Source organism: Glaciihabitans sp. UYNi722 (genome assembly GCF_040549465.1).
In the GTDB taxonomy this organism is placed as follows: Bacteria; Actinomycetota; Actinomycetes; order Actinomycetales; family Microbacteriaceae; genus Lacisediminihabitans.
Map to the genome: position 1 here is coordinate 40624 of NZ_JBEPTL010000013.1, position 15166 is coordinate 55789.

Annotated in this window: 16 protein-coding genes; 7 read left to right on the forward strand and 9 right to left on the reverse strand. The window is 65.7% G+C overall.

Features of this window, described 5'->3' with window-relative positions; translation table 11 throughout:
- Positions 1–24: 24 nt before the first annotated feature.
- Positions 25–945 carry a putative endonuclease domain-containing protein gene (locus ABIB56_RS10950; RefSeq protein WP_354569241.1) on the forward strand — a complete coding sequence of 307 codons (921 nt, stop codon included), beginning with the start codon at positions 25–27 and terminating at the stop codon, positions 943–945.
- A 162-nt stretch (positions 946–1107) separates the two neighbouring features.
- Here the strand turns inward: ABIB56_RS10950 and ABIB56_RS10955 are convergent, their stop codons facing one another.
- The 7 genes from ABIB56_RS10955 to ABIB56_RS10985 form a co-directional block, all read right to left on the reverse strand.
- Positions 1108–1875 (reverse strand): SDR family NAD(P)-dependent oxidoreductase, encoded by a 768-nt coding sequence (locus ABIB56_RS10955; RefSeq protein ID WP_354569242.1) that lies wholly within the window; start codon positions 1873–1875, stop codon positions 1108–1110.
- Entirely contained in the window at positions 1872–2792 is a 921-nt protein-coding gene (locus ABIB56_RS10960) for an SDR family NAD(P)-dependent oxidoreductase (protein WP_354569243.1), read from the reverse strand. The genes ABIB56_RS10955 and ABIB56_RS10960 overlap by 4 nt, the downstream gene beginning before the upstream one ends.
- Before the next feature lies 1 nt (position 2793).
- Complete coding sequence (locus tag ABIB56_RS10965) at positions 2794–3111, reverse strand: chorismate mutase (RefSeq protein WP_354569244.1); 318 nt, start codon at positions 3109–3111, stop codon at positions 2794–2796.
- Between the two features lie 20 nt (positions 3112–3131).
- Complete coding sequence (locus tag ABIB56_RS10970) at positions 3132–3551, reverse strand: organic hydroperoxide resistance protein (protein ID WP_354569245.1); 420 nt, start codon at positions 3549–3551, stop codon at positions 3132–3134.
- A 103-nt stretch (positions 3552–3654) separates the two neighbouring features.
- A complete protein-coding gene (locus tag ABIB56_RS10975; RefSeq protein WP_354569246.1) occupies positions 3655–4302 on the reverse strand; it encodes a GNAT family N-acetyltransferase in 648 nt (215 codons plus the stop codon).
- Between the two features lie 76 nt (positions 4303–4378).
- A complete protein-coding gene (locus ABIB56_RS10980) occupies positions 4379–5077 on the reverse strand; it encodes an SGNH/GDSL hydrolase family protein (protein ID WP_354569247.1) in 699 nt (232 codons plus the stop codon).
- 43 nt (positions 5078–5120) lie between these two features.
- Positions 5121–6407, reverse strand: a complete 1287-nt coding sequence (locus ABIB56_RS10985; protein WP_354569248.1) for an adenylosuccinate synthase — start codon at positions 6405–6407, stop codon at positions 5121–5123.
- 165 nt (positions 6408–6572) lie between these two features.
- Between ABIB56_RS10985 and ABIB56_RS10990 the strand changes: the two genes are divergently transcribed.
- The 3 genes from ABIB56_RS10990 to ABIB56_RS11000 are packed head-to-tail and all read left to right on the forward strand — an operon-like array spanning position 6573 to position 9881.
- Positions 6573–7223: a TetR/AcrR family transcriptional regulator gene (locus ABIB56_RS10990; protein WP_354569249.1), complete on the forward strand. Its 651-nt coding sequence runs from the start codon at positions 6573–6575 to the stop codon at positions 7221–7223.
- Entirely contained in the window at positions 7220–8026 is an 807-nt protein-coding gene (locus ABIB56_RS10995) for a hypothetical protein (protein ID WP_354569250.1), read from the forward strand. Before ABIB56_RS10990 ends, ABIB56_RS10995 begins: the two co-directional genes overlap by 4 nt.
- A 4-nt stretch (positions 8027–8030) precedes the next feature.
- Complete coding sequence (locus ABIB56_RS11000; protein ID WP_354569251.1) at positions 8031–9881, forward strand: YhgE/Pip family protein; 1851 nt, start codon at positions 8031–8033, stop codon at positions 9879–9881.
- 155 nt (positions 9882–10036) lie between these two features.
- Here the strand turns inward: ABIB56_RS11000 and ABIB56_RS11005 are convergent, their stop codons facing one another.
- Positions 10037–10675 (reverse strand): TrmH family RNA methyltransferase, encoded by a 639-nt coding sequence (locus ABIB56_RS11005; protein WP_354569252.1) that lies wholly within the window; start codon positions 10673–10675, stop codon positions 10037–10039.
- Positions 10676–10782: 107 nt separating this feature from the next.
- Here ABIB56_RS11005 and ABIB56_RS11010 point away from each other — a divergent pair, with 107 nt between their 5' ends.
- Entirely contained in the window at positions 10783–11604 is an 822-nt protein-coding gene (locus ABIB56_RS11010) for an aldo/keto reductase (protein ID WP_354569253.1), read from the forward strand.
- Positions 11605–11866: 262 nt separating this feature from the next.
- Positions 11867–13156 carry an HNH endonuclease signature motif containing protein gene (locus tag ABIB56_RS11015; protein ID WP_354569254.1) on the forward strand — a complete coding sequence of 430 codons (1290 nt, stop codon included), beginning with the start codon at positions 11867–11869 and terminating at the stop codon, positions 13154–13156.
- A gap of 88 nt (positions 13157–13244) precedes the next feature.
- Here ABIB56_RS11015 and ABIB56_RS11020 read toward each other — a convergent pair whose 3' ends face one another.
- On the reverse strand, positions 13245–14168 hold the full coding sequence (locus tag ABIB56_RS11020) for an AEC family transporter (protein WP_354569255.1): 924 nt from the start codon (positions 14166–14168) through the stop codon (positions 13245–13247).
- A gap of 77 nt (positions 14169–14245) precedes the next feature.
- Here ABIB56_RS11020 and ABIB56_RS11025 point away from each other — a divergent pair, with 77 nt between their 5' ends.
- Complete coding sequence (locus tag ABIB56_RS11025; RefSeq protein ID WP_354569256.1) at positions 14246–15043, forward strand: HAD-IIA family hydrolase; 798 nt, start codon at positions 14246–14248, stop codon at positions 15041–15043.
- Positions 15044–15166: the final 123 nt, after the last annotated feature.

A 15166-nucleotide genomic window follows, 5' to 3' on the forward strand; every position in this document is an offset into this window, starting at 1 on the left:
GAGCCGAGATGCCAGGATCGTCGGATGTCTCGCCGCCGCTCCCTCCCGCCGACGCTCGCTCAGCGTCCCTTCGCGACGGCAGATGCGCTGACGAATGGATTGGGCGAGTGGCGTCTCCGAGCGGACGACCTCGCACGCCCGTTTCATGGCGTCCGGGTGACGCATCCATTTCTCCCGACAGTGGACGGTCTCGCCTTCGCGTACGCGACTCTTATGCCGGCGGAACAATTCTTCAGTCATCTCACCGCCGCGCATCTCCTGGGCCTTCGACTCCCTGAACGCCCGGACCTGACCAGCCTGCACGTGAGCACGCCCGCTCCAGGCCGTGCACCGCGGCGGCGCGGCGTGATCGGACATCAACTTGCCACCAGCGTTCCTCTCGTAACCGTCGGCGGTGGACTCCGTTGCAGCGGGCCGGTCGCCACCTGGATCATGCTGGGCGCCACACTGTCGCTCGACGATCTCATCGTGATGGGTGACGGCCTGATCGGACGGCAGAATCCGCTCGCCTCGATGTCGGAACTCGAAGTCGCGGTCGCAGCCCAAGCTGGCTGTCCTGGGGCGTCGCGACTTCGCGAAACTCTCAGTCACCTACGTCCGCGAACCGATTCGGCACGAGAGACGATGTTGCGCTTGATGATCGTGCGGGCCGGGTTTCCCGAGCCGTTCGTGAATCATGAGATTCGCAATGAGTACGGGGCCTTCGTCGCGCTGGGCGATCTCGCCTATCCGGAGTATCGCGTGCTGCTCGAATACGACGGCGGTGACCACCGCACCGACGAAAAGCAATTCCACCGCGACATCGACCGACTCGACGACGTGATGGAGTTGGGTTGGCGGGTCATCCGCGTCAACAAGAGCCTCATGGCACGACCGCCTTCGCTCTTCGGCAAGCTGCGGACGGCGCTGATCGCCGCTGGCTGGTCGGGCGCTAATCCATCCTGACCTGCCACCAACCGTGGTGTGGATGCCGTCGGTCCACAACTATCACGCTCACCTGTCACTAACCGTGGTGTGGATGCCGTCGCGCCACCGTTTGTGACAAGCGACCGTTGCTGGGGCCTGTCGGGCGACCGGACGGACCACAACCTACCGACGGACCACAACTTACCGGGCAGTCCAACCGCCATCGATGGGCAGTGTCGTGCCGGTGATGAGCGATGCTGCGCGCGAGGCGAGGAAGACGACCGCGCCGGAGACCTCGCGGGGGGCGCCGATGCGGTGCAGCGCTGCGATCCTGTCTATCGTGTCAGCGCGGAAAGCCGGATCGGACAGCGCGGCGCTGGTGCCGTCGGTCTCGATGAAGGTCGGGGCGACGGCGTTCACCCGGATGCCGAACTCGCCCCATTCGACGGCCAGCGCCTTGGTCATGTGGATGATCGCAGCCTTAGAGATGGCGTAGGTTGATTCGCCCGGCAAGGCAACGAGACCTGCCTGCGAAGCCATGTTGATGATCGCGCCGGAGCCGACCGACCTCATGTGACGGGCGGCGTGCTGCGAGATGAAGAAGGTCGCGCGAGTGTTGAACGACCAGACGGCGTCGAAGTCGTCCTCGCTCACGTCGATCGCCGGCGCGACGATTCCGCCGCCGGCGTTGTTGACGAGGATGTCGAGCGCGCCCAGTTCCGCGACGGTGCGATCGATGGCTGCGCGGCTCTGTTCGAGGTCCCGCACATCCATCGGCAGCGCGAGGGCACGGCGACCCAGCGCGGCGATCTCGGCCGTGAGACCGCCATCGTGTGCAGGGTCGCGAAGGCCGAGCGCGACATCCGAGCCGGCGGCAGCCAGCTCGAGCGCTATCGCCCGGCCGAGCCCACGGCCCGCGCCGGTGACCAGTGCGACGGTACCGCCGAGGTCGAAAAGAGAGTCGGTCATAGTGCGAAGGTCTCTCCGACGAGGCGCTCCGACTCACTCCAGAGCCGGCGGCCGAATGACTCGGCGTGGCTCGACTGGACAGGCTTCGCGAGCACAGGCTGGCCGGTGATATTGCCGCGCGGTCCCCAGTACTGGCCGCCCTCGGCATCCGGATCCGTCGCCGCGCGCACCGCGAACCAGGCTGCCTTGTCTTTGCCGCCGCCCACGAAGAACAGCAGGGTGGCGCGTGCTCGTTGACCCGCTGTCGGCTCCATGACGCCCGGCCGCTCCGGACTGTTGCCGTCCTGTCCGCCGCCCGGATGCGCGACCAGCGCGGTCACGGAACTTCCGGTGGCCCTCAGCCTGCGATCCAACTCGAACCCGAAGGCCTGCGTGGCGTGCTTGGACTGGGCGTAGGCGGCGAACGACCGGAATCTGCCCGTGCTCTGCAGGTCGTCCGGATTGAGCGCGACCAACCGGGTTGCGCCGCTACCCATCGTCACGATCCTGCTTCCGGGCGTCGTGGCCAACGTGGGGAAGATCAGGGCGGTGAGCAGGAAGTGGCCGAGGTGGTTCGTGCCGAACATCAGCTCATTGCCGTCGACGGTCTCTTCGCGCCGTTTGGTCGGCACGACCATGCCGGCGTTCTCGATGATCCCGTCGATCCTGTCGAGGGATGCCAGCTCGGTTGCCGCTGCCCGCACGGAGGCGTAGGAGGCGAGATCGAGCACCACCGAGCTCAGCTGCGCTCCCGGCTGGCGCGAGTGGATCGCCGTGATGGCGGCATCCGCTTTCGTCGGATTGCGGGCAGCGATGACGACCCTCGCACCGGCACCGGTCAGTTGCTCACTGATGAAGTAGCCGATTCCGGCGTTGCCGCCGGTGACGACGAAGGTCTTTCCTGCCTGCGAAGGGAGCTCCAGCGGGTTCCAGGTCACCTCAGGACTGCGTCTCGATGACGCCGGTGTTCGCGATCTGCTCATGCTGGTGGATGACCTCGGCGATGATGAAATTCAGAAACTTCTCGCCGAAAGCGGGGTCGAGATGCGACTCGGCCGCGAGCGCCTTCAGCTTCGTGATCTGCTGGCGTTCGCGTTCCGGGTCGGCTGGCGGCAGGTCGTTGGCCGCCTTCAGACGGCCAACCTGCTGGGTGAACTTGAATCTCTCCGCGAGGAGATGCACCAGGGCGGCATCCACGTTGTCGATGCTCTGCCGAAGGCTCAGGAGCTGGGCTGCTGGATCGCGTTCTTCTGCCATGACAAAAGGCTACCGTCGGATCAATCGACCAGAGTCAGCGTGACTTCGATGTTGCCGCGGGTGGCGTTCGAGTACGGGCAGACCTGGTGGGCGGCATCCGCGAGTTCCTGGCGACGCTCGGCCGGCACGTTGGGTGCGTAGATGTCGAGTTCTACGGCGAGACCGAAACCACCTTCGCCATTCGAGCCGATGCTGACGCTCGCGGAGACCTGGGAATCCTTGGTGTCGACACCGAGATTCTTGCCTACCGCGTGGATGGCGCTGAGGAAGCAGGCCGAATACCCCGCGGCGAAGAGCTGCTCCGGATTGGTGCCCTCGCCTGAACCACCCATTTCTTTCGGGGGCCGGGTGTCGAAGTCGAGGCGGTCGTCTTCTGAACGGACATGTCCGTCGCGGCCGCCTCCGGTTGCGTGGGCGATTGCGGTGTAGTTGATTTCCATTGCTTCAGCCGACCACCAGAATCTGGGCGTTTGCCTAGTGCGAGGTCACCGCGCATGTGGAGAGCAGAATCGTGGCGCTCGCGGGGGCGGCTGAACACGAGCCCTACGCCAGCGGTCGGTCGCGGAACAGCACCGGGCGCCCTGCGTAGCGCACGAGCCGCTTCTCGAGTCCGGTTTTGACGGCGGGCCATTCGTCGACGACCACTGAGAAGACGACGGTGTCGCGCCACGTGCCGTCCGCGCGCGGGCGATCACGGCGCAGGATGCCCTCGAAGGTCGCACCGATGCCGGCGATGGCGGCACGGGAACGGCTGTTCATGGCATCCGCTTGGATCTTGACCCGGCCGAAACCGCTGTCGAAGGCGAGACCCAGCATCAACAGCTTGGTCTCAGCGTTGACGGCGGTGCCCCAGACCCGCGGGTCGAAAGCCGTCCAGCCGATGTGGGTGCTCTCGTTCTCCGGATCGAAGTCGCCGAGCGTCGAGACGCCAACGACGGCCCCGTCATGCGGCCCGCCGACGAGGATGACGGCGTACGGGTTGCCGGTCTCCCAGGTGAAATAACCCTCAGCCCATTCGACGAAACCGGCCTCGGTATCGCGGTAGCCGGCAGGACCGCGGCCGAAACCACCGGCGAAGGTAATCGGATGCCCGATCGCCAGGAACAGTGCGGGCAGGTGTTCTTTCGCCAACGGCTCCAACCGAACGAAGTCTCCACCGATGGGCGCGGGTACGGGGCGTGTCGCAGTCACGCTGCCCAGTCTGGCAGTGGGCGGTGACACGATGATAACCGTGAGCGATGCAGCCCTCATCCATGGTCCTGAGACGTCAGAGCTGCGGGACGATCTCTGCCAGGTGGCGGCCCCAGCGACGGTAGAGGGAAGAGTAGCTGAATACCTCGCCGACATAGTCCGATGCCTCGGCCTCTGGCAGGCGAACCAGGTGCACACCCTTCTCCTCTGCACAGACACTGCGCGCGTCCGCGTTGAGCGTCTGGACGTGATCCTCCAGGACCCCCCTCACGATGGGTCGGACCTGGACGTGTCTGGCGACATCCTGCACTTCGCCCACCAGTATCTTCGCGGTCCTGGCCGAAGTCGTCGTCAGGTAGGCGAGCAGACGCTGAAGCTCAGCGCGCCATCGGCTATGGCTCGCGAGGGCCAGCGCATCCGCGACGCCGGGAAGCACAAGCACGATGTCGAAACTCGGCAGAGAGTTCAACTCCCGCAGGCAGGCAGCTACGCCGGCGAGTTTCAGGTTCGGGGTCGGGAGCGACTCCCAGTCGACGCCGCGGCCTGTCGTCTGTGCCAGCGCCATGGCGAACTGGCAGGCGAGGGCCTGCTCGAAAGTCTGCACGCCGATCCCTGCACCCGCTATTCCGCCGACGACCAGAAGGGAGAGCGGATCGCGCCCCTCGATCGCGCCGTGTGGGGCATCGGACGGTGTGCCGGCGGAGAGCCTGGTCGGAACCCCGGAGGAGTAGTTCCAAGCGATGACAGGCCGCAACAGGACACGAAACGGTCGCATTATGAAGTGGCTCATCGTCGGAAAGACTCGTCGTCCGGTGAACTCAGCCGAGGAGGTCGTAGCGCTGCAGGATGGCCTCGCGATCAGGTCCGACGCCGATCGCGGACATCCGCGATCCGCTCATCGCCTCGAGCGCTAACACGTAGTCCCGCGCGTTCTGCGGAAGCTCCTCGAAGGTGCGTACGCCGGTGATGTCCTCTGACCAGCCGGGAAACTCCTCGTAGATCGGCACCGCGTGGTGGAAGTCGGACTGGGAGACCGGAACTTCTTCGACCCGGGTTCCGTCGACGTCGTAGGCGACGCAGACGGGGATCTTCTCGAGACCGGTAAGCACGTCGAGCTTGGTCAGCACGAAGTCGGTCACACCGTTGACCCGCGCGGAGTAGCGCGCGACGGGGGCGTCGTACCAGCCGGTGCGGCGCGGGCGACCTGTCGTCGTGCCGAACTCGAAGCCCTTGGACCGCAGGAACTCGCCCGACTCGTCGTGGAGTTCGGTGGGGAAGGGGCCGGCCCCGACGCGGGTCGTGTAGGCCTTGACGACGGCGATCACCCTGTCGATGCGGTTGGGTGCGACACCGGAGCCTGTTGCGGCGCCACCACTGGTGGCGTTCGAGCTCGTGACGAAGGGGTAGGTGCCGTGGTCGACATCCAGCATTGTCGCCTGGCCGCCCTCGAACAGCACCGTTTTGCCGGCCTCGAGCGCCTGGTTGAGCACGAGTCCGGTGTCGGCGACCATCGGGCGCAGCCGATCGGCGTAGGAGAGCAGGTCGTTCACGACCTCGTCGACACCGATGGCACGACGGTTGTAGATCTTCACCAGCAGGTGGTTCTTCTGGTCGAGGGCTCCTTCAACCTTCTGGCGCAGGATGTTCTCGTCGAAGATGTCCTGGATTCGGATGCCGACGCGGTTGATCTTGTCGGCGTAGGCCGGTCCGATGCCTCGCCCCGTCGTCCCGATCTGACGCTTGCCGAGGAAGCGCTCGGTGACCTTGTCGAGGGTGCGGTGGTACTGCGTAATGACGTGGGCGTTCGCGCTCACCAGGAGCCTGGAGACATCCACTCCCCTGGCGCCCAGCGCATCGAGCTCGTGGAACAGCACCTCGATGTCGACAACTACACCATTGGCGATCACCGGTACGACGTCGGGGCTGAGGATGCCGGAGGGCAGCAGGTGGAGCGCGTACTTCTCGTCACCGACCACGACAGTGTGGCCGGCGTTGTTGCCGCCGTTGAACTTGACGACGTAGTCGACGCGGCTGCCGAGCAGGTCGGTCGCTTTGCCCTTGCCTTCGTCGCCCCACTGGGCGCCGATCAAAACGATTGCGGGCATGGAGGGATCCCTTCGATTGGGTGGGGATTACACCCCATTCTACCTGTGACGCCCCGTCGGGCTGGGATCGGGCGGATCGTCTCCTGTCGGATGCCGGACCGGGGCCATCACGGGTCTCGCCGAATTTAACTTGCACAAGTATGTGCAAGTTATTACGATGGAACGATGAGCACAGAAAATGCACGGGCCCCTCGCCGAGATGCCACGGAGAACCGCGCAGCACTTCTCGATGCCGCCCGCCTACTGCTCAACCGCGACCCGAGCGCCTCACTCGAGGCGATCGCGGCGGCGGCGGGCCTCAGCCGTCGATCCGTCTACGGCCACTTCGCAAACCGGGACGACCTGCTACTCGAACTGGTGACTTCGGGAACAGCACGTGTCGCATCCGCCCTCGAAGGCGTCGCCCACCCGGACCCGACAGTGCGGCTGGCCCTCATCGCCTCGCGACTGTGGCGCGAGGTCGAAAGCGTGCGGGTGATGGCGGTCGTCGCCATCCGCGGTCCGCTCGCCTCCCACACGACAGCGGCACTGGCACCCGTTCGCACGGCGGTTCGCGAAGCGATCGATGACGGCCAGGGCACAGGAGCCATGCGACAGGACCTGCCCGTCGAGCGGCTCGCTCGCCTGGTGGAAGAGACGGCACTTGTCGTGCTCGAGGAGTCCGCCGAGCATCCGCTCGGAGCTCGCGACGGCCACAACCTCGTGATGCTCATGACCCTGGGGGTCGTGGGATACGGATGGCGCGACGCCCAGTCCGTGATCGATGGCGCACCTGAACTCAGCTGGTCTGCTCCGCAGGAAGAGGACGCATCATGACGCGAATCACCCTCGACAGCGCCAGCGTGGGACAGGGTCTCGGCGCGGCCGTCCCGTCGCTCAGTGTCACCATTGAGGCCGGCACCGTCTCGGTTCTCGCCGTGGAGTCCGACGAGCGCCCCATGCTGGTCTCGCTGCTGCTCGGCGGCCGCCTGCGCCCCGATTCCGGCACCGCGCTCATCGATGGCCGTGACGATCTCGACGAGCTGCGCAGGAGCACCGCACTCGTCGACACTCCCGTCGTCGCCGAGCCGCCGGCCGGCGTCCCGCTCGCCAGGGTCGTCGCCGAAGAATTCTCCTTCTCCTCCCGTCCGGCCTCCCGGCGCGACGTGCGCAGCTTTCTCAAGCGTCACGGAATCGATGACTACGAGAAGCTGCCGATCCGCGCGCTTCCCGCTGTCGAACGCATCCGGCTGCTCTGCGAACTCGCCGTGCTGCGACCCGGCGTCACGGCGATCGTGGTGACGTCCCCGGAGCGGCACGGTGCCGCGCCGTCCTACTGGTTCGAGGTCCTCACCGAGATCGCAACCCGCGGAACCGCCGTCGCCATCGTCACGGATGCCGCAACCGCCGGCATCCTGCTCGGGCTCGGCGCGTGTGACGCTCTCGCACCTGCCGCACCTGCCGCACATATCGCACCTGCCGCACCGGTCGCACCTGCCGAACCTGCCGAACCGGAGACCGTCGACGAGCACGACGAAGAGCCAGCCCTCCCCGATCCGATCGACGAGCCTTCCGCGCCGTCGACCCCCGAACCTCTCGGCGACGCTGGCCCTTCCGCACCAGCCTCCCTCGAAAGCTGAAGCAATGACAGTCATCAACCTGGTCCGCAGCGAGTTCGCCCGCCTGATCTCGAGCCGCATGGGCCTCATCTCGCTCATCGCGCTCATGTGCGTACCGATCGTCTACGGCGGTCTCTACCTCTACGGCAACAAAGATCCCTATGCCAATCTCGAGCAGGTGCCCGCGGCACTCGTCGTGAACGACAGGGGCGCGATGATCGACGGCACGGCGACCAACTACGGCGAGAAGGCCGCCAAACAGCTGCTGAAAGATAAGGACTTCGGCTGGGTGAAGGTCAGCTCCGCCGAAGCGAAAAAGGGTATCGACAACGGCACCTACGATTTCGGAATCACCTTTCCGGCATCCTTCACCAAGGATCTGAGCTCGGCATCGGGCGACGACCCCAGCGCGGCGAAACTCGTGCTCACCACCAACGACACCAACAGTTACCTCAGTACGACGATCGCCAAGCAGGCCGCGGAGGCGGTGCGCGTACAACTCGCCAAGCAGGTGGGTGAGAAGGCATCGTCGACGCTGCTGAACTCGATCGGTTCGATTCGCGACGGCCTGCTCACGGCCGACGACGGAGCCAAGCAGCTGTCGGATGGCGCGGCCGCCGCCTCGACCGGTGCGACGTCGCTCGCCTCAGGTGCGGCCGCGCTCACCAGCGGACTCGCCCAGCTCGACTCGAAGGCTGCGGCCCTGCCGTCGAGCACCGCACAGCTCAGCGCCGGCGCGACCAAAGTCTCCAACGGGCTGGCGCAACTGAACAGCGGCGTGCAGGGGCAGGCGGCACTCATCGCCAATGCCCAGAAGGCCGCTACCGACGCTCAGGCCTACCAGAGCCAGGTGAGGCAACAGCTTCTCGACGCTGGCGTCGACCCGGCACTCGTCGGCCAGGTCGATGGCGAGCTGGTGAAACTGGTCTCCGCCACCAACGGTGCGGCAACCGGCGCCGCCGCGCTCAACCAGCTCTCCGCCGGCGCTGCCCAGGTCTCCGCGGGCGCCTCCCAGCTGAACACATCGGCTCCGGCTCTCGCCAAGGCTGTGCACTCGGCGGCGACCGGCGCATCCGGCCTGTCGTCCGGCGCGAATCAGCTCGCATCGGGTACAGCCACTCTCGCCACCGGCGTGCGTGAACTCAGCACCTCGCTGAACGACGCGACCGGCAAGATCCCCGACTCGACCAGCACACAGAACACGGATACCGCCAAGGCCATCGCGAATCCGCTGCTCGTCGACCAGAAGGCGGTCACCGAGGCGCAGAACTACGGCGCAGGGCTTGCGCCGTTCTTCCTGAGCCTCGCGGCCTGGATCGGCATGTACGCGCTGTTCCTCATCATCCGTCCGCTGTCGCGTCGTGCGCTCACCGCGGTTCGTCGGCCGATTCGCACGACCCTCGCCGGCTGGTTCACCCCGGCCGTGCTCGGCGTGGTGCAGATGATCGCCCTGTTCCTCATCGTGACACTGGTGCTGCATCTCACCGTTGCCAACGGACTGGGGATGCTCGCCTTCCTGGCCTTCACCTCGATCACCTTCGCGGCCATCATCCTGGCGCTCAATGTGCTGCTCGGCAGTGTCGGGCAGTTCCTCGGTCTGATCCTCATGGTCGTACAGCTGGTGACGGCCGGCGGCACCTTCCCCTGGCAGACGCTGCCCGGCCCGTTGCGCGCGCTGCACGAGGCGCTGCCGATGAGCCATGCGGTGGATGGCGTGAGGCAGCTCATGTACGGCGGTCCGGGCAATCTGTGGTCGGCCGCCCTGCCGCTGCTCGCCTGGCTGGTCGGAGCCCTCGTGGTCTCCTGTCTCGGCGCACTCAGGCAGGGCAGGTTCCGCACGCTGCGTGAGCTCCGGCCGTCGCCGCTCGGGGCCTGACCCCTGACGCCGGACGCCGGACGCCTGACCCCTGACGCCATCCCGGTAGCGCTGTCGTTTCGGCCGTCCGCTGCTGTTTAATCGACAGCATGAGGCCGAAACGACAGCGCTAGGGATTCACGGGCGGTGCGGGATCGGCAGGTGACCGCAGCGGCCTAGCCGAAATTGGCGCGCTGGAGCACCCAGGCGTGCATGGTCACCGCGGCCGCGGCGGAGGCATTGATGCTGCGGGTCGAGCCGAATTGGCTGATCTCCACGATCGCGTCGGCTGCCGAAAGGGCTTCGGGTGACAGTCCGGGTCCCTCCTGGCCGAAGAGGAGGATGCAGGCCGCTGGGAACGCGTAGGTCTCCATGATCACCGAGCCGGGCACGTTGTCGATCGCGATCACCGGGAGCCGTGCATCCGCCGCCCACTCGGCGAAGCTCGCCACATCCGCGTGGTACCGCACGTGCTGGTAGCGGTCGGTAACCATGGCGCCGCGCTTGTTCCAGCGCTTGCGGCCGATGATGTGCACCGTGTCGGCAGCGAAGGCATTGGCACTGCGCACGATCGATCCGATGTTCATGTCGTGCTGCCAGTTCTCGATGGCGACGTGGAACGGATGCCGCGTCAGATCGAGGTCGGCGACGATCGCATCCATGCGCCAGTAGCGATACCTGTCGATGACGTTGCGCGAGTCGCCCTTCGCCAGCAACTCCGGATCGTAGAACTCCTCAACCGGCAACTCGCCCTGCCACGGGCCGACACCCTGGGTGGTGAGCTCGACGCTGGGGTTCTGGATGTCTTCTGCCACGAGGTCGAGGGTATCCGCGATTGCGGGGGACTCGTCGGATGCGACATCGGGGAGTAGCGTCTGACTCTGGCGCCTCCACCGTGGCCGTCTTATTTGAAGGAGAGAACATGCCCGCACTCACCGACCACTTCACGCTCGCGAACGGTGTCGAGATTCCGAAGATCGGTTTCGGAACCTGGCAGATCCCCGACGGTACCGAAGCCTACGATTCGGTCGCCGCCGCCCTGCAGGCCGGATACCGGCACATCGACACAGCCCGGGCCTACGGCAACGAGGCCAGTGTCGGCCGCGCCATCCGCGACAGTGGAATCGCTCGCGACCAGATCTTCGTCACCACGAAGCTCCCCGCCGAGATCAAGGACTACGACCAGGCGAAAGCCAGCTTCGAGAAGACCATCACGGCACTCGACATGGACTATGTCGACCTCTACCTGATCCACGCGCCGTGGCCGTGGTCCGAGCACGGGGCGGACTACCGCGAGGGCAACATCGCGGTGTGGCGCGCGATGGAGGAGATCCAGGAGGCAGGGCGTGCCCGTTCGATCGGGGTATCCAACTTCAGCGTGCAGGACATCGAATCGCTGGTGGGCGCATCGAAGACCGTGCCGCAGGTCAACCAGATCCGGTACTTCGTCGGCCATACCCAGAACGAGGTCACCGAGTATTGCAAGGCGCACGACATCCTGGTGGAGGGCTACTCGCCCCTCGCCACCGGCGCCATCCTCGACAATGCGGATGTGCGCAGCATCGCCGACAAGTACGGCAAGTCGGTGGCGCAGCTCTGCATCCGCTACCTGCTCGAGAAGGACGTGCTGCCGTTACCCAAGACGACGACACCATCCCGCATCGTGGAGAACGCGGACGTCGACTTCACGATCTCCGCTGACGACATCGCGTTCCTCGACGGGCTGGTGGACACGGCCCGTTGAGTGGCCGAGAAATAGAGTTCCGGCGTTAGCGGTCACGACGGCGGTCGTTTCCGCTTAGGGCTGGCCGACAAGCGTCGCGCAGGATGCCCCGGAGCTGGTTCGCCGGCTCACCGAATTGAATCGCCAAATCAGCGAGGGCGAGCGCCCGTACGACCCCTTCAGCGTGCAGTCTCCTCTCGCCAAGAAAATTTCGGCAGATACTGGCATCCGAGGCCATCGGCGAGTCCGTTCGAATGTCGGTGGTTGCTGGTTGGGTAGAGCCATGGAAGGCACAGCAGGCAACCCGATCGACGCGAATCGCGTCGTGGAAGACATGCCAGATATGCCAGATGTGCCGCTGTCTGCCGCCATGGCCGACACGTTCGGAGACCTGCTCGACGCGGTTGCGGCCAGCGACAGGGTGCTTGCCTCGGTGAGCGCCGCCCGCGCCGAGCTGATCGATCAGGCGCGGCAGTGGAGCGAGCTTTCCCACGCCGCCACTCCCACGACCGGCGGATGGGATGCCGCGACAACGGCTCGCCGTGTGCTCGTGACGGAGCTGGCCTGCGCGCTGCGGCTACCAGAACGCACCGTTGAGAACCTGGTGGAGCAGAGTCGATCGCTGCTGCATGAGCTTCCCGCCACCCTCGAATCGCTCCGCGCTGGCAGAATCACCTACCGTCACGCGCAGTCGATGATCGATCACGCCGACTCTCTGCCGGAGGAGGCCCGCGGTCCCTTCGAGCAGCTCGCGCTGCCGTTCGCGCAGAGACTCACGGTCGCACAATTCGACCGCAGGGCGCGGGTGCTGCGCGAGCGGGCCCATCCCGAGACCATCGACGCCCGACAGGAGAAATGCGCGACCGACCGTTCGGTGACCGTTCAACCGGCACGAGACGGCATGGCATGGCTCAGCGCCTACCTGCCCGCCGTAGACGCGCACGGCATCTACGCGAGAATCACCGACATCGCCCTCGGCCTCCACACGGCCGACGAAGCCCGCACCCTCACCCAGCTGCGCACCGACGCGTTCGCCGACCTGCTCATCGATGGCGTGACCTCCGCCGGGGTCGGGCACGACATCCGGGCCCGTGTGCTGGTGACAGTTCCCGCGCTCACCCTCCTCGGGTTGAACAGCGAGCCCGCCACTCTCGACGGATACGGCCCCATCGACACCGATACCGCCCGACGGCTGGCGGCGCACGCACCGAGCTTCATTCGCATTCTCACCCATCCAGAAACCGGGGCCGTGCTCTCCGTCGGGCGCGACAGGTACGCGGTGCCCAGCGACCTCCGCACCTGGCTCGGCGTGCGCGACGAGACGTGCCGCTATCCGGGATGCAGCCGCAACTCCCGATGGTGCGACATCGATCACACCACCGACTGGCAGTACGGGGGAACCACCAGCCACACCAACCTCGCGCACCTCTGCCCCGGTCACCATCATCTGAAACACCAGACAGAGTGGAAAGTGAAACAGGCGGGCAACGGCACCCTCCAATGGACCTCACCCAGCGGCAGGTTGTACAACACCGAGCCAGCGAACATGTTCGAGTCGGCACCAGCACCCTAAAGTTCCGTGCCCCAGCGTTCCGCGCCCTAGAGTTCCGCGCCCCAGCGTTGCACCGGCGCACCCAGATTTAGAAGAAAAAGCGCGCGGCTCAGTGCCCCAGTAGCGCCGCGACCACGACCAGCACCGGAATCGACCCGATGGTGGTGATCAGCACGGCATCCCGCGCGATGATCTCGCCTCGCTGGTAACGCTGGGCGTAGTTGAAAACGTTCTGCGCCGACGGGAGAGCAGCCAGTGCGACGACCACGAAGAGGTGCAGTCCGCTCAGATCGAAGACGAAGCGACCAAACAGCCAGGCGACCACGGGCATCACGACCAGTTTGATGGTGCTGGCGAGCAGTACATCCCGTCGCCCGCTGCCGGCCTGCAGAATTTTCTGGCCGTGCAGCGACATGCCGAAGGCCAGCAGCACGACGGGCACGGCGGCGCCCCCGAGCAGCACGAACGGCTGGAGCACCGACGCGGGCAGATGCACGCGGGTCACGGCCAGAATGACGCCGAGCACCGATCCGATGATGAGAGGGTTGGAGACCAACTTGAGGACGATGCGACCAACCGATGCCCGCCCCGTGGTCGAGATGTCGAGCGCGGTCAGGATGATAGGCGTGAAGATCACGAGTTGCAAAAGCACCACCGGCGCGGAATAGGCGGCACTCCCGAGGACGTACAGCGCCACCGGGATGCCGATGTTGTTGGCATTGACGTAGCCGGACGCCATTGCGCCGACGACGAACTCCGGCATGGAACGCCGCCAGACGAATTTCGCCACGACGAAGTAGATCGCAAAACTCGTGACGGCGGCGATCAGCGACACCACCATCAACGACGAAAACAGTTCGCTGACTTTGGCTGATTCGAGCACCGTGAACAACAGGCATGGCGACAGTACGAAGAAGACGATCCTGTTGAGCACGAAACCGGCGTTCGGGCCGAGAAGGTTGAGGCGACCGACCAGGTAGCCGATCAGGATGATGAACGCGATAATCGCGAACCCGATCAGCACTCCCCCCACTGTCTCGACTCTCCCCCTGCTCGGTTCCAGCGTAGTGCGAGGGCGGCGCACCATCCGCTGCCCGGTACCATGAGCGCATGAGTAAACGTGGCGAAATCGAGTGCTGGCTGACCGATATGGACGGCGTGCTCGTGCACGAAAACCACCCGCTACCCGGAGCCGCCGAACTGCTGCAGCAGTGGCGCGACCAGGGCAAGCCCTACCTCGTTCTCACCAACAACTCGATCTTCACCCCCCGTGACCTGAGCGCCAGGCTCAGGGCTTCCGGCCTCGATGTGCCTGAGGAGTTCCTCTGGACCTCCGCACTCGCCACGGCTGATTTCCTCAAATCGCAGATGCCCGGCGGGTCCGCGTTCGTCATCGGCGAGGCTGGGATCACCACCGCGCTGCACGAGGCCGGCTTCGTGATGACCGAGAGCAACCCCGACTACGTCGTCGTCGGTGAGACGCGCAACTACTCCTTCGACGCCATCACCAAGGCGATCCGGCTGATCGGCAATGGCGCCCGTTTCATCGTGACCAACCCGGATGCCACCGGCCCGAGTGCCGACGGACCGATGCCAGCCACCGGTGCCATCGCCGCCCTCATCACCAAGGCGACAGGCAAAGAACCCTACGTCGTCGGCAAGCCGAACCCGATGATGTTCCGCTCCGCGATGAACAAGATCGGCGCACACTCCGAGAACACCGGCATGATCGGCGACCGCATGGACACCGACATCGTCGCCGGAATCGAAGCCGGGCTGCACACCATCCTGGTGCTCACCGGCATCAGTGACCAGGCCGAGATCGACCGCTACCCGTTCCGCCCGGACGAGATACTCAGTGGGGTCTCGGAGCTGCTCGAGACGGACCTGTTCGAGACCGAGCTTTAGAGATGTACTGCCCACGGACCTGATCCGGCGCCATCAGCGCGTGAGGATTGCCCTGGAAGGGCATAGAAGTGTACGGTGTCCACATTGCTCGATGCGCCAGCACGACGCAGAGAGGACAACCCT